The following is a 22757-nucleotide window of genomic DNA, read 5'->3' as shown; positions in this document are numbered from 1 at the left end:
ATGGCGGCCGGCACCGCTGCTATTTCCATGGCTATGGGCACGCCATCGGCCGTGCGTACCCGCCTCAGGCGCAATATCGAAGCATTGGGGCCAAGCCCTAGCGCCATCGCCTCACCCGGAGTGGGGAAGGTTATCTCCTTGGAAATCCAGATACATCCAGGAACAAATCCCCGAGATTCCATATCTTCGGAAAAGCTCGATAGCCGCGCCAGCGATTTTTCGACGCGCGCCGTCACTTCCGTCCGGCTCCCCTGTCGCCGACGAATGATGCCCTCGCCAATAAGCACATCGAGAGCCTTGCGAACGGTGACGCGAGAGACGCCGAGCTTGGCCACGAGGTCGCGCTCGCTCGGCAGCAGCATACCGCGCTTGAGGTGCCCGTCGGCAACAAGACGTTCTATGGCCGATACGAGCCTGCGATAAAGCGGCTGGCCATTGCCCTGCGCAAGCTCGGCCGAGAGCGCAGCAATAATGGTGTCCTGAATCATCTCATCTCCCTTGTGAAAAATTAATCACAGGAGGCGCTGGATGCAAACTGGTATTATTTTTACGCCGCCATTTGCGCCACACAATGGAATTGTTACGGCCAAAAATGATGGAGTCGAGCGGAAGTTACCAACACATTGACAGACTGGTGACTGTCGCTTATACGTATTATCAGCTTATACGTATAAACAAGCCGTGGAGGAGCGCAGCTTGTCGGGCCGCATGACACAGAAAGCGATTGCCAAGCTCGCCGGCGTAAGTCAGGCCACCGTCTCGCTTGTCCTCAATGGCAATGCTGATGACCGCCGCCGCATCCCCGAGCAGACCCGCGAACGCATTCAGAAGGTGATTGCCGAAACCGGCTATGTCGCCGACCCGGTCGCGCGCCGGATGGTCAATGGCCGAAACAATATTCTCGGCGTCTTTACCTATGAACCCGCCTTTCCAAGTGCTCAGGCCGATTTCTTTGCGCCTTTCCTGTTCGGCATCGAAGAAGCCGCCCAGGAGACCGGTTACGATCTTTTGCTGATGACCTCGGCGGGGCGCGGCGCCGATGGGCGAAAGCAGATTTTCAGCGAGACCAACCGCCTGCGGCTCGCCGACGGATGCATCGTTCTGGGCCGTCAGTTCGATGCCGATGAACTCGCCAAGCTTGTCAGGGGCGACTTCCCCTTTGTTGCCGTCGGACGACGCGACAATGCCGGAGGGCCGGTACCCTATGTAGGCGCCGACTACGCGACGGCCACGGCAAAGCTGGTCGAAAAAGCAATGGCACTGGGCCACGTCAAATTTGCCTATGTCGGCCCCAATATCGGCGCCGAGTCGACCGTCGACCGGTGGACGGGCTTTAAAAGGGGAATGGCGGACGCAGGAGAACTTGTGCTTCACGATCCCAAAGTGGAGATCGATCCCGAGGATTTTCTGACGGCGATCCAGTCCCTTGGAGCCACTATTGTCTTTCTGACGGAACTGGCCGACGCCATTCCGCTCAAGCGGGCGGCGATCGCCAGGGGCATGAGCGTTCCCGGCGACCTTTCCATAGTCGTGCTGGGCAGCCATATCCGGCCTGGCGACACTGTCACCAATTTCACCACCTACGCCGTTCCGCGCGAGGAGATGGCTCGCAAGGCCACGCTCGCTCTGATCGCCCGGCTCGAAGGCCGGGCCGAGCTGGAGCAGACATTGCTTTGCTGCGAGCAGGTCGCGGGCGAAACCCTCGGTCCCATCAAACCCAAGAGTATATCGTGAAAGACTATTTTGCAGACATAGCCATCATCGGCGGCGGACTGGGCGGCGTGGCAGCCGCGCTCGGCGCCCTGCGCTCGGGCCGCTCGGTCGTTCTGACCGAGGAGTTCGACTGGATCGGCGGACAGATGACCAGCCAGGCCGTGCCCTCCGACGAGCATTCCTGGATCGAGCAAATGGGCGGCACCCGCACCTTCCGGCAATTGCGCACCGCCATCCGCCAGTTCTACCGCGATCACTATCCGCTCAACGAGGCAGCGCGAAACTGGTCCGATCTTAACCCCGGCGCCGGCTGGGTCAGCCGCATGTGCGTTGAACCGCGCGTGCCCCTGGCGGTAATGGAAGCCTGGCTCGCCCCCTATATCGGCATGGGCAGGCTCCAGCTCTTCAAGCCTTATCGGCCCATCGAGGCCCAGACCGACGGCGATAGCGTACGCTCGGTCACCCTGCGTCAGGTTCAGACCGGCGAAAAGATCGTCGTCTCGGGCAAATATGTGATCGATGCCACCGAACTGGGCGACCTGCTGCCCCTGACCGGCACCGACTACGTAAAAGGCTTTGAAAGCCAGGCCGAAACCGGCGAGCCCAGCGCGCCCTCAGAGGCGCAGCCCGAAAACCAGCAGGCCGTCTCGATCTGCTTTGCCGTCGATCACGTCGATGGCAACCATGTGATCGACAAGCCGAAAAACTACGACGAATGGCGCGCCGTCCAGCCCGATTTCTGGGGCGGCCCGCTGATCGGTTTCAAGGCGCCTCATCCGCGCACGCTCGAAATCGTCGAACGCAGCTTCACCCCCAACCCCGACGATAATCCCCTGGACGTCGATGCTGACCAGCGCCGCAATGCGGGCGATGCAAACCTTTGGACCTTCCGCCGCATTGCAGCGCGCCGCAACTTCACCCCGGGCGCCTATGCCTCCGACATCTGCCTCGTCAACTGGCCGATGATCGATTATTTCGAAGCGCCCATCATCGACTGCACCGAAGACGAATACGCCCACCGGCTCTCCCGCGCCGCCGAGCTGTCCTATTCGGTCTTTTACTGGCTCCAGACCGAAGCGCCCCGCGTCGATGGCGGGCAGGGTTTCCCCGGCCTGCGTCTGCGCGGCGACGTCACCGGCACCGAACACGGCCTCGCCATGGCCCCCTATATCCGCGAAAGCCGCCGCATCAGGGCGGTGACAACCATCACCGAACAGGATCTGTCCTACGCGGTGCGCGGGGATGCCGGAGCGGTCAATTATCGCGACAGTGTCGGCACCGGCATGTACCGGATCGACCTGCACCCTTCGACCGGCGGGGACAATTATATCGACGTGCCCTCCTGCCCGTTCGAAATCCCGCTCGGTGCACTCCTGCCGCGCAATCGCTCCAATCTCTTGCCGGCCGGCAAGACCATCGGCACCACCCACATCACCAATGGCTGCTACCGCCTGCACCCTGTCGAGTGGAACATCGGCGAAGTGGTGGGCCGTCTGGCCGCATGGTGCCTCGACAACGAGCTCACGCCCCACGCCGTTCAAGCCGACGACCGCCGGCTCGAAGACTTCCAGACCCATCTCCATCACCACGGCGTCGAAATCCGCTGGCCCGATATCCGGGCCTATTGATGCCAAACCATCATCTCGAGGAGGAAATGATGCACACCAAAATGCTTTTGAAATCGGCCACCGCCCTTGCAGGTCTCGCCCTGCCGCTGGCCACCTTCGGCCCGGCGCTGGCCCAGGATCAGGTCGATCTGCGCATGACGATCTGGAGCGCCAACGAGGCCCATCTCGCCATGTTCAACGAGATCGCCGATGGGTTCGCCGAACTTCATCCCGGCGTGACCGTCACATTCGACTCCCTGCCCTTTGACAGCTACACAACGACCCTCACCACCCAGATTGCCGGCGGCAACGCCCCCGATCTGGCCTGGATTCTGGAAACAACGGCAGCAGATTTCGTCAACTCGGGCGCCCTGGCGCCGCTGACCGAAACATTTGCGGCCACCGAGGGCTATGAACTCGAGGACGTGACCGAACAGGCCACAGCCCTGTGGCGCGCAGACGGCGAGCTTTACGCCTATCCGTTCTCGACCTCGCCCTTCGCGCTGTTCGTCAATAACGACCTGATCACCGAGGCCGGCGCCCAGACACCCGCCGAGGCGATCGCAGCTGGCGAATGGAATTGGGACAATGCCATCGATATCGCCGCCACAGTCGCCGATACCGGCGCCAACGGTCTTATCGTGCGCGATTTCAACTACCAGATCTGGCAGAACCTTGCCTCGATCTGGCGCGGCTGGGGCGCCGATCCCTGGAGCGAAGACGGCACCACCTGCACCTTTGCCGATGCGGAGATGGTCGATGCCATGAGCTTTATCCACGCGGCGATCTTTGAAACCGGCGCCATGCCCGGACCGGGCGAAAACGTCGATTTCTTCACCGGCGATGCGGCCATGACCATCACCCAGATTTCCCGCGCCTCCCTACTGCCGCAGGGCGATGAGGCCTTCGACTGGGATCTGGTACCGCTGCCCTCGGGCCCGGCGGGCAACTATTCAGTGATCGGTCAGGCCGGCATCGGCGCCTTTGGCATGGGCGACAATGTGGATATGGCTGTCGAATTTCTGGCCTATCTCTCCAATCCCGAAAACAGCGCCAAACTTGCGCAGTTTTTCCCGCCGGCCCGCCAGAGCCTGCTCAACGCCGAAACGCTGGGAACCACCAACCCGCTGCTTTCGCCGCAACAGCTCGAAAATGTCGTCGTCGCCGGGATCACCAATGGTGTCGTTCTGCCCGGTCATGCCGGCTTTGCCGAGATCCAGCAGGTGGCACGCGCCGAACTCGACGCCCTCTGGCAGGCCGATGCTGACGTCGAAGCGGTTTTGACCTCGGTGTGCAACCGCATCACCCCGATGCTCTGATCGGATAGGAACCAATGACTGTCGCGGCTAAATCTTCATCCCCACCAGCGCGAAAACGTCCGTTCTGGACGATGGAGTGCCGCGACAGCCTTGCGGGCTATCTTTTCATTGCCCCCCAAATGATCGGCATCACCGTCTTCGTTTTGATCCCGCTCGGGCTGGTGTTCTGGTATTCGCTGCACGAATGGAACGTTCTGGCCCAGACCTTCCGCTTCCAGGGGCTGGGCAATTACCAGACCCTTTTGAGCGATCCGGGCCTGCCACAGGTTTTGGGGGCAACCGCCATCTTCTCGGTGGGGCTCGTGATCTTCAACATGAGCCTTGCCCTGCTGCTGGCCGTGCTGCTCGACCAGAAGCTCAAAGGCATTACCCTCTATCGTACGCTGTTTTTCTCGCCCGTCGTCGTCTCGCTCGTCGCCTGGACCATCGTCTGGGGCTTCCTGCTCCAGAACAATGGCGGTATCAATGCCCTGCTCGCCACCTTCGGCATCGAGGGCCCCAACTGGCTCCGCCACCCCACAACGGCGATGATCTCGGTGATCGTCGTTCAGGTGTTTAAAAATGTCGGGCTCAATATGGTGCTGTTCCTCGCCGCCCTTCAGGGCGTGCCGCGTGAGCTTTACGAGGCTGCCCGGGTCGATGGGACACCGGCGTTCAAGCAGTTTACCCGCATCACCCTGCCCATGATCAGCCCCACGGTGCTTCTCACCTCGATCATCACCATCGTGGGCTCGCTCCAGGTCTTTGCCCAGATCGCCGTTCTGACCCAGGGCGGACCGGGCATGTCCACGACCGTTCTGGTCTACTACCTCTACCAGCAGGCCTTCCAGTTCCACAAATTCGGCTACGGCGCCACGCTGTCGATCCTTCTGTTTTTGGTCGTGGCCGTCCTCACATTCATCCAGTGGCAGATGCGCCGCAAGCTGGTGTTCTATGAAAACTGATCTTTCCCCGCGCATGAAGGTGCTGGTTTACGGCCTGATGAGCGTGCTGCTCATTCCGTTCGTCTTTCCCACCTGGTGGATGGTGACCTCATCGGTCAAACCCATCTCCGATATCTTTGCCTTTCCGCCCGATATCTTCCCGACCCGGTTCGATTTTTCCACCTACGGGCGCGTCTTCGAGCTCCAGCCTTTCGCGCAGCAATACTGGAATTCGGCCTATATCGCGGCGCTGGTGACCGCCGGCACCATGCTGTTCTCGTCGATGGCCGGCTATGCCTTCGCGCGCATAAAATTTCCTTTCGCCAACACCTTGTTCATGATCCTGCTGATCGGGCTCCTGATCCCCGCCGAGGTGACCATTGTGCCCCTGTTCCAGATCTTTCTGGGCTGGGACATGATCAACACCCACTGGCCGCTGATCCTCATCCCGATCTTTGGCGCCCCATCGGTGTTTGCGACCTTTGTCATGCGCCAGTTCTTCATCGCGCTTCCCAAAGAGCTCGAGGAAGCCGCACGCGTCGACGGACTGGGCCGGTTCAAGATCTACTGGACCATCGCGCTGCCGCTGGCCCGGCCGGCGCTCGGAGCTGTCGCGATCTTTACATTCCTTCATTCCTGGAACCTTTATCTCGAGCCGATCGTGTTCCTATCCTCGCCGGCCAATTTCACGCTGCCGCAGGCCCTGACCCAGTTCACCGACGCCTATGGCGGCGCCCTGTGGAACGTTCAGCTTGCCGCCGCCACCATGACGGCGCTCCCCGTCCTCATCGTTTTCATCATCGCCCAGCGCCAGTTCGTCGAAGGACTGGCCCATTCTGGGCTCAAGGGTTGATCCATGGCTTCCGTTACGCTCTCTGACGTCAAGAAATCCTACGGCAAGGCCGAGGTCATTTTCGGCATCGACATCGATATCGCCGATGGTGAATTCGTGGTTCTGGTCGGACCGTCGGGCTGCGGAAAATCCACCCTTCTGCGCATGCTGGCCGGCCTTGAAACCATAACCGGGGGCACGATCGAAATCGGCGACAGCGTCGTCAACGATCTCGAACCCAAGGACCGCGACATCGCCATGGTGTTCCAGAACTATGCGCTCTACCCGCATATGACAGTGGCCGCAAACATGGGCTTTTCCCTCGAGCATCGCCGCGTGCCCAAGGCCACTATTGCCGAACGCGTGCAATGGGCTGCGGGAATTTTAGGGCTCGAGCCATATCTCGAGCGCTACCCCCGCCAGCTCTCGGGCGGCCAGCGCCAGCGCGTCGCCATGGGCCGCGCCATCGTGCGCGATCCCAAGGTCTTCCTGTTCGACGAACCGCTTTCCAATCTCGACGCCAAACTGCGCGTGGTGATGCGCGGCGAGATCAAGGCGCTCCACCAGCGGCTCAAGACGACAACGGTCTATGTGACCCACGATCAGGTCGAAGCCATGACCATGGCTGACAAGATCGTGGTTTTGAGCGGCGGACAGGTCGAGCAGATCGGCGCGCCACTCGAACTTTACGACCGCCCCGCCAACCGGTTCGTGGCCGGCTTCATCGGCTCGCCTTCGATGAATTTCATTGAGGGCCAGGTGGGGGCTGACGGCTTTGAAGCCAACGGGACGATCCTGCCCTGCCCGCCGGGTGTGCCGGTGGGAACGCGGGCGGTCTATGGCGTCCGCCCCGAACACTTCACGATCGCGCCCGACGCCCTAACCGCCGAAATCCTGATCGTCGAGCCCATGGGATCGGAAACCCTGGTTACCATGCAACTGGGCGAAACCTCGGTGATCGGTCTGTTCCGCGAACGCATCGCGGCGGCGCCCGGGCAAACGCTCGGCGTTTCGATCGATCCCGCCAGGGTCCATCTGTTCGACGCGGAAACCGGCGGGCGTCTCACCTGAAACGAAAAACCCGCCGGCTCGGAAGCAGGCGGGGGTGTTTATCGCTCGATCGGGGGACGCCTCAGGCGTCGGTCTTGGCGCCCGAGACAACGGCAGCGAGATCGATCAGACCCACCATTCGGCTATCATGGGTAACGATCCCGTTCAAAAGCTCGGTATCGCCCGAATTGCCCTCGGGCACCGCATGAATATCGTCTTTTGAAACCGTCAGGATGTCGGAAACCGCATCGACCAGGATGCCGATCCACTTTTCGCCCACGCTCATCACCACCACGACGTGGTTCTTTGTGGGATTGGTCTGACCGTCCCCGAACCTGGCGCGCAGATCGAAGATCGGCACGATTGTGCCGCGCAGATTGATCACCCCGCGCACATATTCGCGCGTATTGGGCAATGGCGTCGCCCCGTTCCAGGCGCGGATTTCGCGCACTGTGGTGATTTCGACGCCGTAGATCTGTTCGTCGATCGAAAAGGCGATCAGCTGCAGAGAGTTCTGGCTGGCTCCTGCCGTTGTATCCGAATATTCGTCGCGAAGACCAAGCGCTTCCATGTCGTGACCTCACTAGAACGGGGAGCGTTCTGTCCCCCAAATGTCGAGCCTTGCGGCCCTATGCAGCATTCTGATGCGCATTTCCCGATTTGAGAGATTGCACATCAACAATCAACGCAACGTTACCATCGCCAAGGATCGTGCCGCCCGCGATGCCATCGATGCGCTCGAAATTCTCCTCGAGCGACTTGATGACCACCTGTTGCTGGCCGATGATATCGTCCACCACAAGCGCGATCTTGGAATTGCCTTCAGCCTCGCACAGCACCACAAATCCCTCGGCATCGTCCTTTTGGGAGACCATCTGGAACCGGTCCGCCAGATCGACGACCTGCACATACTCCCCACGCACCTGCAAGACCTTGCCGCCCGAAGGCATCTGCCCGAAATCGGCGCGCGAATTCTGGATGGTTTCGACGATCGAAGAGAGCGGGATCACATAGGGGCTGCCCGCCACCTTGACCAGCATCACATCGAGCACGGCCAGCGTTAAGGGCAGGCGCAGCGTCATACGCGTACCCTTGCCGGTCCAGCTCTTCACATGCACCGAGCCGCCGATTTTCTTGATATTGGAAAGGACCACGTCCATCCCCACACCGCGGCCCGAAATGTCGGAAACCTCAGAGGCCGTCGAAAAGCCCGGCGCAAAGATCAGATTGTCGATCTGTTCGTCGGTCAATTGCTGATCGGGTCCCACAACACCGCGCTCGCGGGCAATATCGAGCACCCGCTCGCGGTTGATCCCCGCCCCGTCATCCTCGACGATGATCAGGATATTGCCGCCCGCCTGTTCGGCCGAAAGCCGCACGGTGCCGATTTCGGGCTTGCCGTTCGCCATGCGCCTGTCGGGGGATTCGATTCCGTGATCGGCCGAATTGCGCACCATATGGGTCAGCGGATCGGAGAGTTGCTCGATCACCGTCTTGTCGATTTCGGTGTTCTCGCCAATGGTTTCGAGCTTGATCCTCTTGCCCGTCTTGGACGCCAGCTCGCGCACCAGGCGCGGCATGCGCGAAAAGACCGATTTGACCGGCTGGGCGCGAATGGCCATCACAGCATCCTGCAAGCCACGGGTGGTCTGAGCCAGAACCTCGATGCCCCGCACAAGTTCCTGATAGCGGTCGCGGATGGCGTCATCCATCTGCTGGGTCAGCATGGACTGGGTGATGACAAGCTCGCCCACCATGTTGACCACGCGGTCCACCTTGTCGAGATCGACACGGATCGAGCTCATGCCCACCGGACGCCCCGAACCGGACTCTTCGGCTGGTTCCGCCGCTTTGGCCGCAATCGGCACCACATTGGGCACAGGGGCAGGCGCCGGTTGGTCCTTGGCCCCTTTGGCCTCGATTTCGGGCACAACGATATCGTCGGGTTCCCCGTTCGGGACGAACTTGCGCTCGGACTTGGCCTCTTCGGCCAAATCGGCAAAGCTGGGCAGATCGTCCTCGACGGCCACCGGGGCGGATTCACCTTTTTCGATGATGATTTCGCAGTCCCCGTCCACGAACTCGAAGACCTCGCGGATCGTTTCTTCGCTCGCCTTGTCCGAAACCAGCGTTATCGTCCACGAGCAATAGACCCCGAACGGCTCGAACGCCGACAGCGCCGGGACAGGCGCCATGTCCGGCGCGACGCTCATCTCGCCGAGCAAACCCAGTTCGCGAAACAACAGCAGCGGATCGTTGGCACGCTCGTAAAGCGTCGAAAAGGGCGTGAATTTGATCGTCCAAACACTCGCCCCATCGGCAGACGGCGCAACCGAGGCCATGGGCTTGTCGGCGTCGAAATTGACTGCGACAGGCGTGAAATCGATGTCGAAATCGTCCATCGGCTCTTCGTCGGCGGCCGGGGATGCGGCACCTGCCACGTCGCCTCGGGCCAATGCGTCGAACTGGGCCTTTTCCACCGCGCCGTAATCGGCTGCCAGTGTTTCCCCCTCACGCGCTGCGGTCACGAAATCGGCGACGATATCGATCGAGCGGATGCACAGCACCACCACGTCTTCGCTCAGCTCCACCCGCCCGTCGCGCACATAGTCAAGCAGCGTCTCAAAGCTGTGGGCGAATTTGACAAGCGCGTCGAACCCGAAGGCCCCGCCACCGCCCTTGATCGAGTGGATGGCGCGGAACACGGCATTGAGCCTGTCCCCGTCCCGGTCACCCTCCTGGATGGCGGAAAACTGCTCCTCGAGTTCGAGCAGCAGTTCCGAACATTCGTCGAAATAGGTGGCCCTGAATTCGTCGAGGTCACTCATCTTTTGGCCACAGCCCCCATTGGCGAAATCTTCGCGCTCACGTTCAGTGAACGACCTTGTTGATGACCGAAATAAGTTTTTCGGGGTCGAACGGTTTGACGATCCAGCCCGTCCCGCCCGCGGCGCGCCCCTGGTCGCGCTTGTCCTGGCTGGTTTCGGTGGTCAGGATCAGGATCGGCAGGCTCTGGTGCTTGCCGGTCGCCCTCACGCTCTTGATGAATTCGATGCCGTCCATGACCGGCATGTTGATGTCGGTGATCACCACATCGACGCTCTCGCGGCCCAGAACGTCGAGCCCGACCTGTCCGTTCTCGGCCTGAAGCACCTCGAAACCGGCATTGGTGAGCGTATGGTGCAGCATCGCAAGGATGGTCCGCGAATCGTCGACGGTAAGAACGCGCATGGTGGTACTATCCCTTGAGAACGGGTTCGAATGCCGGTTTAAGTCCCAGCTTTTCGATGGCCGCGGCAACAGCAGTGCTCGCGCCCGAGATGGTGAAGGCGAATTTGGCTTTCTTCGCCGTCTGGGCGGCGCTCAAAAGCATGAACAGGGCGTTGGTGGAAACGCGTTCGACGCCCGAGGCATCGACATCGACCGGACCGGCCGAAAGCGCACCGATCAGCGTTTCTGCGATATCATCGAGCGCATCGAGATCGACAATCCGGGGCAGCGCCACGGACTGAACTTGCGATTTCGCCATTTAAGGCCGACTCCCGCCCTGTGGTTCCATTGGCCGCAGTTTGTCCATGAAGCGTTTAAGAATTCCTAACCATAGAGGCCTTCCACAACAGGTGGGCGCCACCTGTTCGGTTCGGAGGCGCGACAAAGCGAGGGTTAGGAGGATTTTCGCGGTTCAAAGAAGCGCGCAAATCCCCCCGGAGCTCAAACCGATTACACCGCGCCCAACTTCCCGGAAGAGCGCGAAATTTTTTTCCACCCGTCTGTCGGCAACCGATTGCCCCATACGTCCTCGGTTCAACGCGTATGGAGGTACCATGAAATGTCGCGGATTCACTATGGCTGGGTGATCGTTGCTGCGGGCGCGATGATGACCTGTGTGGCAATGGGGGCGATGTTCGCCCTGCCCGTCTATCTCCAGCCCATCGCCGATGAAACCGGTTGGACACGGGCCGGGATTTCCATGGCCATGACCATCGGCTTTATCGTCATGGGCGTTGCCGGATTTTTCTGGGGCACGGTCACCGACCGGATCGGCGCCCGCCCTGTCGTCCTGATCGCCGCGTTCATCCTTGGCATTGGCCTCTATCTTGCCAGCACCACGTCCGACCTCGTTGTTTTCCAGCTCGCCTATGGTGGGCTAGTCGGCATGGCGGGCGGGGCGTTCTTTGCCCCGCTCATGGCAACCACCGTGGGCTGGTTCGAAAAGCACCGCTCGCTCGCCGTATCCCTGGTCTCGCTGGGCGCTGGTGTCGCGCCCATGGTCATGACGCCCTTTGCATCGGTTCTGATCGAAGCCTTCGGCTGGCGCAGCGCCATGGCGATGACCGCCATTGGCGCCACGGCGCTTCTGGTGCCAGCCGGCCTTTTGATCCGCCGCGCGCCGCAAGCCCCCCAGAGCGCCGAACCGGCTCCCGGCCAGGATGTCGCCCCGCAAAAGCCCGCGCCAACCACGGCCTTTGCCGCCCTCCGCACGCCGCAATTTATCGTTCTCGCCGCCACCTTCTTTTTATGCTGCGCTGCCCATTCGGGCCCGATCTTCCATACGGTGAGCTATGCCATGCTGTGCGGCGTGCCTGCCCTTGCCGCTGCCTCGATCTACAGCGTCGAAGGTCTTGCGGGTCTCTTCGGGCGCGTCATTTTCGGGCTTGCAGCCGACCGGCTGGGGGTCAAGAAAGTCATCATCGCCGGCCTCGCGCTGCAGTCGGTTGGTATCTACGCCTATATCTACGTCACCCAACTAACCGATTTCTATATGCTGGCAGTGGTTCTGGGCATGGCCTATGGCGGGGTTATGCCGCTCTATGCGGTGCTGGCCCGCGACTATTTCGGAGCCCACGTCATGGGCACCGTTCTGGGTGCGGCGGTCATGACCTCATCGATCGGCATGGCTTTCGGTCCGGTAGGGGGCGGATGGCTCTACGATACCTATGGCAGCTACCATTTCCTCTACATCGCCTCGGCCGCCATCGGTGTCGCCGCCGCCATCATGGCCCTCGCCTTTCCGCCGCCGGGACAGGTGGATGGCACCCCCAAGGCCACCGCGCCGGCATCGGCCTGACACGGCAACGATCGCCTCTTGACCTTCCCATAACGGGAAGGTCTATCGATTGTTTGACGACACACAACAAAGGAGGCTCTCATGGAGTATCATATCGCCCGCATGTCCTGCGATGGCTGCGTTGCAACCATCGCCGATACCCTCAAGGCGCTCGACGGCGCCAGTCAGGTGACCCCCGATCTGGAGCGAAAGACCATCGCCATCGAGACCTCGGCCAGGCTGACCGATGTCGAAAAAGCGCTCGCCGCCGCCGGCTATCCCGTCACCCCCCGCTAGGGCCGGTCAGGCCCCCGGGCCGCCCCGAAAACGCCCTGTGAAAACACAAGGTCCACGAACCGCTCGCCCATCATCCGATGCGTCTGCCCATCGGGATGCAGCGCATCGGGCAGCGGCATGGTGGCGTTGTCGGCCGCCCCATAAAGCGCCAGCCCATCGACATAATGAATGTTGGGATCGGTTGCAGCCCGCTGGGCCACAATGGCTTTGAGCTGCTCGCGAATGACCGAGAGGGTGAGCTTGCCCTGCGCCACCTCTTCGGGCCGGCCCTGAGCGACAAAAGCCACCCGGCCCTCGCCCAGCGCCGCCATGTCGAACGCGCACGGTCCCGGAACTGTTTCGTGAATGGGGCAATGGATCGGCGAGATGACCACCAGGGGTGTCTGTTTGTGCCCCTCGCGAATCGTATCGAGAAATCCATGCACCGCCGGCCCGAACGCCCGCAACCGCATGAGGTCGGCATTGACGATATTGATGCCGAGTTTGACGCTGATCAAATCGGCCGGCGTATAGGCCATTGTGCGTGCAGTGAACGAATCGAGCAGCGCGCTGCCCCCAAAACCCAGATTGACGAGATCGACATTGGCCTTGAGCGCCGCAACCACCGGCCAGATGCCGGTCGGGGTTGCTGCATTGGATCCCTGACTGATCGAGCTCCCATGGTGCAGCCAGACCGGCCGGGACCGATCGATCCCCACCTCGACCGGCGCGTCGGTCCGCAAGCCGACAAGTTCGGTCGTCTCGTCATGGGGGAGCCAGATTTCGACGATCTTGTCGCGCGCCGGAAGCCCTGCAAAGCGCGCCGTTCCGGGTTCGCCCGGTTCAAGGTTGGCCGACCCCCGGGCCGGATCGATCCTGAGGACCTTGCCGCCCGAAACGCTTGCCTGGCGCTCGAGCTTTCCATCGATCACCAGATCGTACACCCCGTCGGGACGCGGCGGCAGGCCCACATAGGCGCGCTTGGTGGGCAGTGTATCGAGTTCGATGATGGTGGCCGCGGTGCGAAACACCAGCCGAACGCCCGAGGGCTGCGACTCGGCCATCAACAACTGCCCGTCGGCGCCCTGGGCACGGGCCCATTGCGGCAGGCGATGGGGCAACAGCCCCGCAGGGGTGCTCTCGATCTCGACGGCCCCCTTGATAAAAGCTTCGGAAAGGGGCGTGGCAATAGAGCTGTCTTTGGTCATGATCATTCTGGTCTCTTGAAACAAAGGCTTGGCAATCAGGCGGTCGGCCAGGCCCGCAACGCGGCATCGAGCGCGTCCAGCGCCCGCTGCCAGGAAAGCTGCGCGTCCGGATCGCTGTGCGCGAAACCGCCGGCCAGTTCGAGCATCGGATAGCCGGCAAAAACGCTGCCCAGCAGACGGACGGCGTGGACCTGCTCGACCGCGCTCAAGGCATAGCCGCGCAGGATGGTGCGGGTGATGCGCGATATCCGCGCCCCGCCACTGTCTCTGGCAGCATCGGCGTCCAACCGATGGCGCGCCGCCTCGAAAAGCCCGGGATGCTCGTAAGCGAAATCGCGATGCACATTGGCCACCGCCACCAGCGCATCCTTTCCGGCCCGGCCCGCAACCGCCTCATCGGCGCGATCGGCAAGCAGGTCCAGACCGTAAAGCGCGACCGATGTCATAAGGTCGTCGGAATTTCTCAGATGCGAATAAAGACTGGCCAGCCTGACGTCGAACCGGCGCGCCAGACCAGCCAGCGTGAGATTGGAAAATCCGATCTCATCGGCCATCTCCGCCGCCGTCCGCACCAGAACCTGTCTGTTCAAACCCGCCCGAGGCATGGCAAACCGCTCCAAAACTAATTTAGTTCGGATTAAACCTAATGCTATTAGTTTTGTCAAGCCGTGCGCTGATAGAGGCGTTTGGAGTGGGACCGGCCGCGCCCTGGAGCAGGCTCTTGCGAGTTCCTACACGCTCCGAACGCGCCGGTTCGTCATTCCTTTGGGGGCTGATCCTTGCTCCGCCAGATAGCCGCGTGGCGCGGCTGATCCGGTCCATTCCCAAGCCGATGCCCTCGCGCATTGACGCATGTCCAATCCCATGTCATCCTGCAAATAGACTGACCGGTCTAATAGTGATGAAGTTGGCTGTGATCGACACCGCTTCGTCACCAGCAAGGAGAGAGGAGATGACGCCATGACAGCAATCGAAACACGCCGCTTCGATAAGCCCGACGACCTGCTCGATATGGAAGAATGCGGAGGCATCGCCATCGTCAAGATGGAGACCGGAGCGACCGGCATGCATGCAGTGTTCGAACCGGGCTGGACCTGGGAGAAGAACGAAAAGCCCCTGCTCGGCAATCCCGATTCATGTCCAATGCACCACACCGGTTATTGTATCGCCGGCACCCTCGTCGTCCGCATGCTCGATACCGGGGCGAACACAAAGATTGCACCCGGTGATTTCTTTGAGATCCCGCCGGGCCACGACGCCTATGTCGAAGGGGACAACCGCGTGGAACTGATCCTGTTTGCACCGCCCGAACACCAGCACTGAGCCGCTGGGACCTGTGCCCGCGCCGGCACCCTTGACCTTCGGCGCCTGAAGGCCGACCTTCCATGTCGAAGGATTATGGACTGGACATATTTTGATGAATGAACCCACCAAGGACCGCATGCTCAAGGCGGGGTTGAGCATGCTCCTGCGCCACGGCTACAACGACCTGGGCGTCCAGGCCGTGCTCAGGGAAACCGGCACGCCCAAGGGGTCGTTCTACCATCACTTCGCCAGCAAGGAAGATTTTGCCCTGCAGGTGGTCGAGCGCTACATGGTCGAGGTCCATCAGGGCCTCGACCAGACGCTTGGCGATTTTTCCCTGGCCCCTCTTGATCGTGTCCGCAAATTCTTTGAATCCACGCGCGACAAATATCAAGACGACGGCTATCTCGGATGCATGCTCGGCGGCCTCGGCCAGGAACTATCGGGCGTCAGCCCCATCTTCCAGGAAAAGATCGAAGCCTGCCTGAGCACGATCGCCAGCCGCATTGCCGACTGCATGGAGCAGGCGCGGGCCAGAGGTGACCTGGCGCCGGACGCCGATCCGCGCCACATGGCAAATCTTGTGGTCAATTGCTGGGAAGGTGCCGCCCTGCGCAGCCGCCTGAAACGGGATCCGGCGCCGCTCAACGCGATGCTCGACTTCTATTTCGCCGCGGTCGCCACAGCACCGAAAACCACATCCAACCCTCCTGCCCTGGCACAGCACTAAAGGCACCAGACACGGTCCATCCAGCCCGTTGCCGCCGCAAATACACCGGAGCGAGACGCGTCAGCATCGCCAAGGTTCAAGACCGAACGGACGATATGTCGAACCGTTCAGTTGAAGGCACTGGCGTCGGCCTCCTTCAATCTGCGACAAGCGGAAACGCTAGACACTGCGGGGACGCCAGGCCTCGTTTACATGGGTAAGCCAAACCGCCTCTGGATTTAAAGCCAATACGCGGAGCTGACCCTCTGAACTGGGCCCATCCAGCTCGCCAAACCACACTCCAACATCGCCGCCGACCACGATGGGTCGCCCGCCTGTTTCGATGACCACGACTTGCATGCCGTCTGTATGCCCCGGTGCGGGGACCAGGCGCACGCCAGGCAGGAGCTCGAACTCGCCGTCGACCGTCACATATTCGATGTCCGGTGCATCGATCCACTCATTGATCGTGTAGTCCTGCTTGCTGCGCGCGTCCTCCAGCTCCCGGCGTTGCACATAGATTGGCTTGCCGGCAAACAGATGATTGTTGCCGCAATGGTCGAAGTGCAGGTGCGTGTTGACGACCATATCGATGCTGGCGAAATCGAAGTTCTGCTCACGCAATGGGTAGAGCCGAGGCGCCATATCCGCCGCTGCCGGATGCAGCTCCCGTATACCCGTATCCACCAGGATTCGTGCATCGGGATGGTCAATAACATGCACGTTGACCGGCATGCGTTCGCCTTCGGCAAGCAGATCGGCAACCAGGTATGGCGTCACTTTTATCGAAGAAATGGTGGTCATTTCCAGGCCCCTTCAGGAAATCAGGCGATTTGCCGGCTTGCGAATGCAGGGGGCACATTGGGCGAGGGCACCTTGCGGCCCCGGTTTTGCGTGAGGAAGGATATGGCCAGCAGCGCCAGGCCAACGATCGCCGGAACGAAACCACCGTCACCCACGTTCAGATGAGCCGACAGGGCCAGCAGCAAATGAAACAGCATGCCGGCATAGGCGAGGTCGCTGAGCTGCACGGAAACCCGTGACAGTATGGCCAACGGAGCGGCGATCTTGGCCACGATAAGCACGGTGACAAGGTAAGCGGGATAGCCAAACTGGACGAAGCCTTCTTCCACCATTGTCCGCTGCATGATGCAAGTGAGAGCGCCCAAGCCGTAGATCAGGCACAACAAGCCCGTGCTGATCCAGTAAGCAATCTTGCCTTTGTTCAAGTCCGTCTCCTCTGGTATCGCCGGATTGGCGTGGGTGTTCGGTCGCGCAGGCACTGGTCATCCGCGTCGCACGTGATCGTGTAATTCGATAGCGGCCGGCCTCAGCCCTCGGCCAGCACCGCGTCAAGCCTGCCGTAAACTTCATCAAGGCCATGGGTCCGGCCGGACGCGACGGCGGCCTCCCGCGCAGCGGCGTTGGGCCAGCGCATCACGACGGTCATTCGGGTGCCGGTTCCCTCTTCCACCAGATCGGTTTTCACATGCGTTTCCGACGCGGGATCGCCGTTGAAATACTCGACAACCGCCATGTGGCGCGGTGCATCCGCCTGGAGAACCGGACCTGAGAAATAGAACGCGCGGCCCTCGCCGGCAAAGTCGTAGCGGAAGCTGCCGCCGGGCCGCGCGTCGATCTGGCATTTCGTCATGGCGTCGAACGTTGCCATCCATCTGGGCAGGATCGCCGGGTCCGTCATCGCCCGCCAGACCTGGGCAGGTGGATGGGTGAAACTGCGGCGAACGACGATATCGGTATCGCCCTGCTGCGCAACCTGAACCTGTCCGTCAGCAAGATCCTTGTTCATTGGTCTTCCTTGCCTTTGGTTGCGGAAGTGCCGGCTTCGCGCGCCATGTCATCGAGAACCGCGTCGAGCTTGCGGAACCGGACTTCCCAAAGCGCGCGGTACTGGCCCAGCCAGTCCCAAAGTTCCGCGACTGCCTCTGGCTTGAGCCGGCGCGGTCGTGCCGTACCATCGACCCTCGTCTCGATGAGCCCTGCCTCCTCCAATACCTTGAGGTGACGGCTAATCGCTGGCTGGCTGATGGAGAAGGGTCGTGCCAGATCCTGAACCGTTGCCTCACCATCAGCCAATTGCGCGATGATGGCACGGCGCGTCGGATCAGCAAGGGCGGCAAAGGCTTGGTCGAGCAAAATCGGAAATCCATTCACTTTAGAACGCTCTCTCTATATAGAGAACTTGTTATATAGTCAACTCGATTTTACAGCTCATCGGCAGGACGAAAGCCGTCGGCTTCATTTAGATCTTTTGATCTTAAATAGACCGCCAGTCTGACCGTCCCCAAATGGGAAGCCCTAGCCCACCGCCTCCGCCTCCCCCAGCACGCGCTCCAGCGCATCGGTGTCCACATCGGCCAGCCGCTCGGGCGCCCATTTGGGCGCTCTGTCCTTGTCCACCAGCACCGCGCGCACCCCTTCGGCGAAATCGGGGCGCATGGCCATGTAGCGGGCCAGGGCCAGATCGTCATCGAGAATGGCCCGCACATCGCGCTTGTGGCGCGCCTGCCGGTGCGAGAGCACAATGGCCACCAGCGAGGTCGGGCAATGGCGGGCAATCGATGCATGGAGCGCCGCAGCACCCGGGTCGCCATCCTCGGACCAATCGAGCAACCCCTCGACGATCCTTTCGGCATCGCCAGCGGCAAAGACCGGAGCCAGCGAATCCGCCAGTCCGCAAAAATCGGCTTGCCCCGCATCGACCGATTCCGACTGGATCAGCGCCGCAATCGCCGTATCGGGATCGCCGGCCTGCGCCGCTTCGATAATACGCGCCCGCAGGCCGGCCAGCGCGTCCTCGGGCACCACCGTATCGGTAAGACCGAGCGCAATCGCATCTGCTGCCCCAACCGTCTGTCCCGAAAGCAGGAAGGCCAGCGCCCGCGCCTCGCTGGCCTTGTAGAGAATGGCGTTGACTCCAACATCACAAAAGAACCCGATGGCCCCTTCAGGCATGGCAAACCGGCTGGTGGGCGTCGCGATCCTGTAACGGGCATGGGATGAAATTCCGATCCCCCCGCCCATGACAATGCCGTGCTGGAAGGCAACGATGGGTTTGCGATAGGTCGCGATCAGCCCGTTCATGTCGTATTCGTCGGCAAAAAACGAAAAGACCGTCCGTGTCTCCCCCGCCATGGCCATCTCGCGCGTCCTGCGCACATCCCCGCCCGCGCAAAGCCCCTTTTCGCCCTCGCCTTCGATCAGAACGGCGCGCACATCTTCGTTTTCATCCCATTCGTCGAGCGCATAGCGCACCGCCCCGATCATGTCGGCACTCAGCGCATTGATCGCTTTGGGCCGCGTTAGACGGATGACCCCGCATGCCCCTTCGATCGAAGTGGAAATCTCGTCCATGAACCATCCCCTGTTCTGTTCGTTCATAGTGATGGCAAGTGCGGATGAAGGAAAGACGTTCCCGCTCTATTTCCAATGCCAACCAAAATGATTTAGACAGGCCCGACATCTTCCGCTTCAAATGGCATAAAGAGCCCCAAAGGGTCATGACAGTTTCCAAAACGGGTATCGCGCGCGACCTCGAGCGCCTGCACGACACCGGCAAGCCGGTCCGTCTGGGCATCATCGGATCGGGCGAAATGGGCACCGATCTGGTCACTCAGGTCTCGCTGATGGCCGGCATCGAAATCGCCGCCATCGCCACCCGCCGCCCCCATACCGCCATGGCCGCCATGGATATCGCCTATGGCGCGGGCGCGGGCAAAGCTCACGCCAGTGAAGTGGGCACCCGTTCGGCCATGAGCGCTGCCATCGATACCGGGCGGATCGCCGTCACCGCCGATACCGAACTGATGGTCACCGCTCCCGAGATCGATGTCATCATCGACGCCACCGGCAAGCCCGGCGTTGGCGCCGATTTCGACCTGCTCGGCATGGAGCACGGCAAACATCTGGTGATGATGAATGTCGAGGCCGACGTCACCATTGGCCCTTACCTCAAGCACGAAGCCGACAGGCTCGGGGTCATCTATTCGGTCGGCGCCGGGGACGAGCCCTCCTCGTGTATGGAGCTGATCGAATTCTGCTCGGCCCTCGGGCTCGATATCGTCGCCGCCGGCAAGGGCAAGAACAATCCCTTAAACCATGACGCGGTGCCCGACGATTATCGTGAGGAAGCGGTCCGGCGTAACATGAACCCGCGCATGCTCGTCGAGTTCATCGACGGATCCAAAACCATGGTGGAAATGGCCGCCATCGCCAATGCCACAGGGCTCGTCCCCGACCGCCCCGGCATGCACGGCCCCAACGCCGATCGCGAAACTCTGCCCAAAGTACTCATTCCGCGCGCCGATGGCGGCGTGCTCGAAAGATCAGGCGTCGTCGATTATACGATCGGCAAGGGCGTGGCCCCTGGCGTCTTCGTCGTCGCCCGAGCCACCCATCCGCGCGTTGTCGAGCGCATGGACGATCTTCACGTCGGGGTCGGTCCCTATTACGGGTTTTACCGCCCCTATCACCTCACAAGTCTCGAAGTGCCGCTTACCGCCGCCCGCATCATGCTCTATGGCAAACCCGATATGGTGCCGCTCGCCAACCCCGTCGCCGAAGTGTGCGCCTTGGCCAAGCGCGATCTCGCCGCAGGCGAAATTTTCGATGCCATCGGCGAGACCTGCTATCGCTCCTGGACCATGACGATTGCCGATGCCCGCGCCGCCCGCGCCATTCCCGTTGGCCTGCTTGAAGGCGGGCGCGTCACCGCACCGGTCAAAAAGGGTGAACTTCTGACCGCCGCCAACGCCACGCCCGACATTTCGACCAAGCTTTTTGCGCTCAGACAGCGTCAGGATGCCATGTTCAGCCTCGGTTCGCTGGCCGTTGGGGCCTAGAGTGGGTCAGGACCACAAGGGCCGCACCAGCGAAAAGTCCCGGATTTTTCCGCTTGGGCCCAACCAAGAAAAATGATCCGGGCGTAAGCCCCAAGCGCACAGCGAGACCTTTGAGGGTCACATTGAGGAAAACCCATGGCCGGACCTGACCTTGCCGCCATTATCGCAAGCCTCCCCGCTACCGTCCCTTTCGTTGGCCCGGAGGTCATTGAGCGCAAGACGGGCATCAAATTAAGGGCACGGCTGGGCGCCAACGAAAGCCCCTTCGGCCCGTCCCCAAAGGTCATCGCTGCCATCGCCGAAGCGGCACCCGACGTGTGGACGTATGGCGATTCTGAAAATCATGAACTCAAAGAGGCGCTTGCTCGCCGTCTGGGCACGCCGATGGAAACCATCGCCATCGGTGAAGGGATCGATGGCCTGCTTGGGCTCACCTGCCGGCTCTATCTCGAACCGGGCGACAAGGTCGTGACCTCGCTGGGCGCCTACCCCACCTTCAACTACCACGTCGCCGCCCAGGGCGCAGAACTTGTCAAAATTCCCTACGACGAAAAAGACCGCGAAAGCCTTTCAGGTCTGTTGGACACTGTATTGGATGTCGGGCCCAAAATCGTCTACCTCGCCAACCCCGACAACCCCATGGGCACATGGTGGAGCGCCGATGAGATCACCCACTTCATCGACGCAATCCCCGCCGATACGCTGATCATCCTCGACGAGGCCTATGGCGAAACCGCACCTGCCGGCACGCTGCCGCCGATGGCATTGATGCGCCCCAACCTCTTGCGATATCGTACATTTTCAAAGGCTTATGGTCTTGCCGGAATGCGGGTTGGATATGCCATCGGCACCCCGCACGCCATTGCCGGTTTCGATCGCATCCGCAATCATTTCGGGGTCACCAAACTTTCCCAGATCGCCGCTGTCACGGCGCTGGCCGATCAAGATTATCTTGCCCAGACTCTCGCTGCCATCGCCGCCGGTCGCGAGGAAATCATCACGCGCGCCCGAGGCCTGGGTTTAAAGTGCATCGTCTCGGCCACCAATTTTGTAGCGATCGATTGTGGCGCCGACGATACCTACGCGACCATGGTGCTTACCGAGATGCAGGCCCGCGGCATTTTCATCCGCAAACCCGCCGTTCCAGGGTTAAATCGCTGCATAAGAATGAGCGTTGGAACGCAAAAGGACATCGCCCTTGCCTGCGATGTCCTTGAAGACATTATCGGGAAAATCAGCAGATAAAAAAATGCCCGCCGGAGCGGGCACTTTTCAAAATCAGTTCGGGCTAGCAGGCGTGCCGCCAGGTACCGCAAAAACCGGAATATCGGCATCCGTTTCGACGGCCGCGGCAATCTGGATAATCTGCGCGGCCTGCTCGGGATCCGTTACGTCGGCGGCAATGGCGGTCAAACCGGCGGCGATCACAGCCGAATTGCTTCCCTCTTCAAGCGAGGCGGCTGCGAGGGCGCCCGCGAGTTCACCCAGAGCAGCATCGGCTTCCGCGGCCGAAAGTCCAGCCAGCGAGGCATTGAATGACGCAATCGCAGCGAGACAGGCATCCTCGGAAGCATCGACTGGTGCGCACGCTGCCACCACCGCCGATGTATCAACTGTCTGGGAATAACCGGGCGCCACGACGGCCGCCGACAGAAGCGCGGCTACAGCCGCAGATTTAATAAATTTGATCATGTTCAAGCCGCCTCCAGGCGTAGAATGCACCGTTCCAATTTGAATTCATACGTCAGGGTCATTCATGAGTCAATAACCATGCCCTTGTTCGTCGCCTGCAAATAATGCAGCCAAATCAACAAGGTTCCCACCCGCCGCATGGTTCCATTCTGATTTATCTCAAATTGTAATCAAACAATCGACAAGTTTGAAATGGGGGGGTGTCAGGATGGTT

At 61.0% G+C, this 22757-nt stretch carries 25 protein-coding genes; 12 read left to right on the top strand and 13 right to left on the bottom strand.

What is annotated here, in order from left to right:
- Positions 1-488: GntR family transcriptional regulator (locus tag AACZ55_RS09220; RefSeq protein ID WP_339645439.1), on the bottom strand; the 488-nt coding region annotated here is incomplete at its 3' end.
- 220 nt (positions 489-708) lie between these two features.
- Here AACZ55_RS09220 and AACZ55_RS09215 point away from each other — a divergent pair.
- Genes AACZ55_RS09215 through ugpC form a run of 6 tightly spaced genes read left to right on the top strand, consistent with a single transcriptional unit; the run spans position 709 to position 7465 of the window.
- Complete coding sequence (locus AACZ55_RS09215) at positions 709-1734, top strand: LacI family DNA-binding transcriptional regulator (RefSeq protein WP_339645436.1); 1026 nt, start codon at positions 709-711, stop codon at positions 1732-1734.
- Positions 1731-3341: an FAD-dependent oxidoreductase gene (locus AACZ55_RS09210; protein ID WP_339645433.1), complete on the top strand. Its 1611-nt coding sequence runs from the start codon at positions 1731-1733 to the stop codon at positions 3339-3341. The genes AACZ55_RS09215 and AACZ55_RS09210 overlap by 4 nt, the downstream gene beginning before the upstream one ends.
- A gap of 41 nt (positions 3342-3382) precedes the next feature.
- Positions 3383-4639, top strand: coding sequence for a sugar ABC transporter substrate-binding protein (locus AACZ55_RS09205; protein WP_339645441.1), 1257 nt, complete (start codon positions 3383-3385; stop codon positions 4637-4639).
- Between the two features lie 14 nt (positions 4640-4653).
- Positions 4654-5583: a sugar ABC transporter permease gene (locus AACZ55_RS09200; protein WP_339645430.1), complete on the top strand. Its 930-nt coding sequence runs from the start codon at positions 4654-4656 to the stop codon at positions 5581-5583.
- Positions 5573-6415 carry a carbohydrate ABC transporter permease gene (locus tag AACZ55_RS09195; protein WP_339645427.1) on the top strand — a complete coding sequence of 281 codons (843 nt, stop codon included), beginning with the start codon at positions 5573-5575 and terminating at the stop codon, positions 6413-6415. The genes AACZ55_RS09200 and AACZ55_RS09195 overlap by 11 nt, the downstream gene beginning before the upstream one ends.
- Positions 6416-6418: 3 nt before the next feature.
- Entirely contained in the window at positions 6419-7465 is a 1047-nt protein-coding gene (gene ugpC / locus AACZ55_RS09190; RefSeq protein ID WP_339645424.1) for a sn-glycerol-3-phosphate ABC transporter ATP-binding protein UgpC, read from the top strand.
- Positions 7466-7526: 61 nt separating this feature from the next.
- On the opposite strand, the gene AACZ55_RS09185 is transcribed toward ugpC, so the two are convergent.
- The 4 genes from AACZ55_RS09185 to AACZ55_RS09170 are packed head-to-tail and all read right to left on the bottom strand — an operon-like array spanning position 7527 to position 10973.
- Positions 7527-8015 (bottom strand): chemotaxis protein CheW, encoded by a 489-nt coding sequence (locus tag AACZ55_RS09185; RefSeq protein ID WP_014132240.1) that lies wholly within the window; start codon positions 8013-8015, stop codon positions 7527-7529.
- A 58-nt stretch (positions 8016-8073) separates the two neighbouring features.
- Entirely contained in the window at positions 8074-10272 is a 2199-nt protein-coding gene (locus AACZ55_RS09180; protein ID WP_339645421.1) for a chemotaxis protein CheA, read from the bottom strand.
- A gap of 43 nt (positions 10273-10315) precedes the next feature.
- Positions 10316-10675, bottom strand: a complete 360-nt coding sequence (locus AACZ55_RS09175; protein ID WP_338608894.1) for a response regulator — start codon at positions 10673-10675, stop codon at positions 10316-10318.
- Positions 10676-10682: 7 nt separating this feature from the next.
- Positions 10683-10973, bottom strand: coding sequence for an STAS domain-containing protein (locus AACZ55_RS09170; RefSeq protein WP_338608893.1), 291 nt, complete (start codon positions 10971-10973; stop codon positions 10683-10685).
- 300 nt (positions 10974-11273) lie between these two features.
- Here AACZ55_RS09170 and AACZ55_RS09165 point away from each other — a divergent pair, with 300 nt between their 5' ends.
- Together AACZ55_RS09165 and AACZ55_RS09160 are read left to right on the top strand one after the other, a co-directional pair.
- A complete protein-coding gene (locus AACZ55_RS09165) occupies positions 11274-12512 on the top strand; it encodes an MFS transporter (protein ID WP_339645417.1) in 1239 nt (412 codons plus the stop codon).
- Between the two features lie 81 nt (positions 12513-12593).
- Entirely contained in the window at positions 12594-12788 is a 195-nt protein-coding gene (locus AACZ55_RS09160) for a heavy metal-associated domain-containing protein (RefSeq protein ID WP_339645414.1), read from the top strand.
- On the opposite strand, the gene AACZ55_RS09155 is transcribed toward AACZ55_RS09160, so the two are convergent.
- Both AACZ55_RS09155 and AACZ55_RS09150 read right to left on the bottom strand, forming a co-directional pair.
- Positions 12785-13981 carry an SGNH/GDSL hydrolase family protein gene (locus AACZ55_RS09155; RefSeq protein WP_339645411.1) on the bottom strand — a complete coding sequence of 399 codons (1197 nt, stop codon included), beginning with the start codon at positions 13979-13981 and terminating at the stop codon, positions 12785-12787. The genes AACZ55_RS09160 and AACZ55_RS09155 overlap by 4 nt on opposite strands.
- A gap of 29 nt (positions 13982-14010) precedes the next feature.
- Positions 14011-14580, bottom strand: a complete 570-nt coding sequence (locus AACZ55_RS09150; protein ID WP_338608889.1) for a TetR-like C-terminal domain-containing protein — start codon at positions 14578-14580, stop codon at positions 14011-14013.
- 355 nt (positions 14581-14935) lie between these two features.
- Here AACZ55_RS09150 and AACZ55_RS09145 point away from each other — a divergent pair, with 355 nt between their 5' ends.
- Both AACZ55_RS09145 and AACZ55_RS09140 read left to right on the top strand, forming a co-directional pair.
- Positions 14936-15298: a hypothetical protein gene (locus AACZ55_RS09145; RefSeq protein WP_338608887.1), complete on the top strand. Its 363-nt coding sequence runs from the start codon at positions 14936-14938 to the stop codon at positions 15296-15298.
- A gap of 94 nt (positions 15299-15392) precedes the next feature.
- Positions 15393-16010 (top strand): TetR family transcriptional regulator C-terminal domain-containing protein, encoded by a 618-nt coding sequence (locus AACZ55_RS09140; RefSeq protein WP_339645406.1) that lies wholly within the window; start codon positions 15393-15395, stop codon positions 16008-16010.
- Between the two features lie 159 nt (positions 16011-16169).
- Here AACZ55_RS09140 and AACZ55_RS09135 read toward each other — a convergent pair whose 3' ends face one another.
- From AACZ55_RS09135 to AACZ55_RS09115, 5 genes are all read right to left on the bottom strand, one after another.
- Positions 16170-16793 carry an MBL fold metallo-hydrolase gene (locus tag AACZ55_RS09135; RefSeq protein WP_339645404.1) on the bottom strand — a complete coding sequence of 208 codons (624 nt, stop codon included), beginning with the start codon at positions 16791-16793 and terminating at the stop codon, positions 16170-16172.
- Between the two features lie 20 nt (positions 16794-16813).
- The gene (locus AACZ55_RS09130; RefSeq protein ID WP_339645403.1) at positions 16814-17218 is read right to left on the bottom strand and encodes a DoxX family protein; all 405 of its coding nucleotides are present in this window, start codon (positions 17216-17218) and stop codon (positions 16814-16816) included.
- Positions 17219-17319: 101 nt separating this feature from the next.
- A complete protein-coding gene (locus tag AACZ55_RS09125; RefSeq protein ID WP_339645402.1) occupies positions 17320-17799 on the bottom strand; it encodes an SRPBCC domain-containing protein in 480 nt (159 codons plus the stop codon).
- A complete protein-coding gene (locus AACZ55_RS09120; RefSeq protein WP_338608877.1) occupies positions 17796-18146 on the bottom strand; it encodes a metalloregulator ArsR/SmtB family transcription factor in 351 nt (116 codons plus the stop codon). The genes AACZ55_RS09125 and AACZ55_RS09120 overlap by 4 nt, the downstream gene beginning before the upstream one ends.
- A gap of 162 nt (positions 18147-18308) precedes the next feature.
- Positions 18309-19364, bottom strand: a complete 1056-nt coding sequence (locus AACZ55_RS09115) for an enoyl-CoA hydratase/isomerase family protein (protein ID WP_339645400.1) — start codon at positions 19362-19364, stop codon at positions 18309-18311.
- A 146-nt stretch (positions 19365-19510) separates the two neighbouring features.
- On the opposite strand from AACZ55_RS09115, the gene AACZ55_RS09110 reads away from it, so the two are divergent.
- The gene (locus tag AACZ55_RS09110; protein ID WP_339645398.1) at positions 19511-20851 is read left to right on the top strand and encodes a homoserine dehydrogenase; all 1341 of its coding nucleotides are present in this window, start codon (positions 19511-19513) and stop codon (positions 20849-20851) included.
- Between the two features lie 135 nt (positions 20852-20986).
- Positions 20987-22096: a pyridoxal phosphate-dependent aminotransferase gene (locus AACZ55_RS09105; RefSeq protein ID WP_339645396.1), complete on the top strand. Its 1110-nt coding sequence runs from the start codon at positions 20987-20989 to the stop codon at positions 22094-22096.
- A gap of 33 nt (positions 22097-22129) precedes the next feature.
- Here AACZ55_RS09105 and AACZ55_RS09100 read toward each other — a convergent pair whose 3' ends face one another.
- Positions 22130-22549: a hypothetical protein gene (locus tag AACZ55_RS09100; protein ID WP_339645394.1), complete on the bottom strand. Its 420-nt coding sequence runs from the start codon at positions 22547-22549 to the stop codon at positions 22130-22132.
- Between the last annotated feature and the right edge of the window lie 208 nt (positions 22550-22757).

Source organism: uncultured Pelagibacterium sp. (genome assembly GCF_963972885.1).
Lineage (GTDB): Bacteria > Pseudomonadota > Alphaproteobacteria > Rhizobiales > Devosiaceae > Pelagibacterium > Pelagibacterium nitratireducens.
The sequence above is the reverse complement of the archived record's forward strand: the minus strand, read 5'-3'. Positions and strand labels throughout refer to the sequence as shown.

What these genes read in the sequence shown, in the direction of transcription:
- AACZ55_RS09175 (WP_338608894.1), bottom strand. Translation starts at nt 10,675, where the DNA reads ATGCGCGTTCTTACCGTCGACGATTCGCGGACCATCCTTGCGATGCTG.
- AACZ55_RS09205 (WP_339645441.1), top strand. Translation starts at nt 3,383, where the DNA reads ATGCTTTTGAAATCGGCCACCGCCCTTGCAGGTCTCGCCCTGCCGCTG.
- AACZ55_RS09115 (WP_339645400.1), bottom strand. Translation starts at nt 19,364, where the DNA reads ATGGACGAGATTTCCACTTCGATCGAAGGGGCATGCGGGGTCATCCGT.
- AACZ55_RS09145 (WP_338608887.1), top strand. Translation starts at nt 14,936, where the DNA reads ATGACAGCAATCGAAACACGCCGCTTCGATAAGCCCGACGACCTGCTC.
- AACZ55_RS09200 (WP_339645430.1), top strand. Translation starts at nt 4,654, where the DNA reads ATGACTGTCGCGGCTAAATCTTCATCCCCACCAGCGCGAAAACGTCCG.
- AACZ55_RS09160 (WP_339645414.1), top strand. Translation starts at nt 12,594, where the DNA reads ATGGAGTATCATATCGCCCGCATGTCCTGCGATGGCTGCGTTGCAACC.
- AACZ55_RS09125 (WP_339645402.1), bottom strand. Translation starts at nt 17,799, where the DNA reads ATGAACAAGGATCTTGCTGACGGACAGGTTCAGGTTGCGCAGCAGGGC.
- AACZ55_RS09185 (WP_014132240.1), bottom strand. Translation starts at nt 8,015, where the DNA reads ATGGAAGCGCTTGGTCTTCGCGACGAATATTCGGATACAACGGCAGGA.
- AACZ55_RS09170 (WP_338608893.1), bottom strand. Translation starts at nt 10,973, where the DNA reads ATGGCGAAATCGCAAGTTCAGTCCGTGGCGCTGCCCCGGATTGTCGAT.
- AACZ55_RS09195 (WP_339645427.1), top strand. Translation starts at nt 5,573, where the DNA reads ATGAAAACTGATCTTTCCCCGCGCATGAAGGTGCTGGTTTACGGCCTG.
- AACZ55_RS09180 (WP_339645421.1), bottom strand. Translation starts at nt 10,272, where the DNA reads ATGAGTGACCTCGACGAATTCAGGGCCACCTATTTCGACGAATGTTCG.
- AACZ55_RS09155 (WP_339645411.1), bottom strand. Translation starts at nt 13,981, where the DNA reads ATGATCATGACCAAAGACAGCTCTATTGCCACGCCCCTTTCCGAAGCT.
- AACZ55_RS09135 (WP_339645404.1), bottom strand. Translation starts at nt 16,793, where the DNA reads ATGACCACCATTTCTTCGATAAAAGTGACGCCATACCTGGTTGCCGAT.
- AACZ55_RS09105 (WP_339645396.1), top strand. Translation starts at nt 20,987, where the DNA reads ATGGCCGGACCTGACCTTGCCGCCATTATCGCAAGCCTCCCCGCTACC.
- AACZ55_RS09215 (WP_339645436.1), top strand. Translation starts at nt 709, where the DNA reads ATGACACAGAAAGCGATTGCCAAGCTCGCCGGCGTAAGTCAGGCCACC.
- AACZ55_RS09165 (WP_339645417.1), top strand. Translation starts at nt 11,274, where the DNA reads ATGTCGCGGATTCACTATGGCTGGGTGATCGTTGCTGCGGGCGCGATG.
- AACZ55_RS09110 (WP_339645398.1), top strand. Translation starts at nt 19,511, where the DNA reads ATGACAGTTTCCAAAACGGGTATCGCGCGCGACCTCGAGCGCCTGCAC.
- AACZ55_RS09150 (WP_338608889.1), bottom strand. Translation starts at nt 14,580, where the DNA reads ATGCCTCGGGCGGGTTTGAACAGACAGGTTCTGGTGCGGACGGCGGCG.
- AACZ55_RS09140 (WP_339645406.1), top strand. Translation starts at nt 15,393, where the DNA reads ATGAATGAACCCACCAAGGACCGCATGCTCAAGGCGGGGTTGAGCATG.
- ugpC (WP_339645424.1), top strand. Translation starts at nt 6,419, where the DNA reads ATGGCTTCCGTTACGCTCTCTGACGTCAAGAAATCCTACGGCAAGGCC.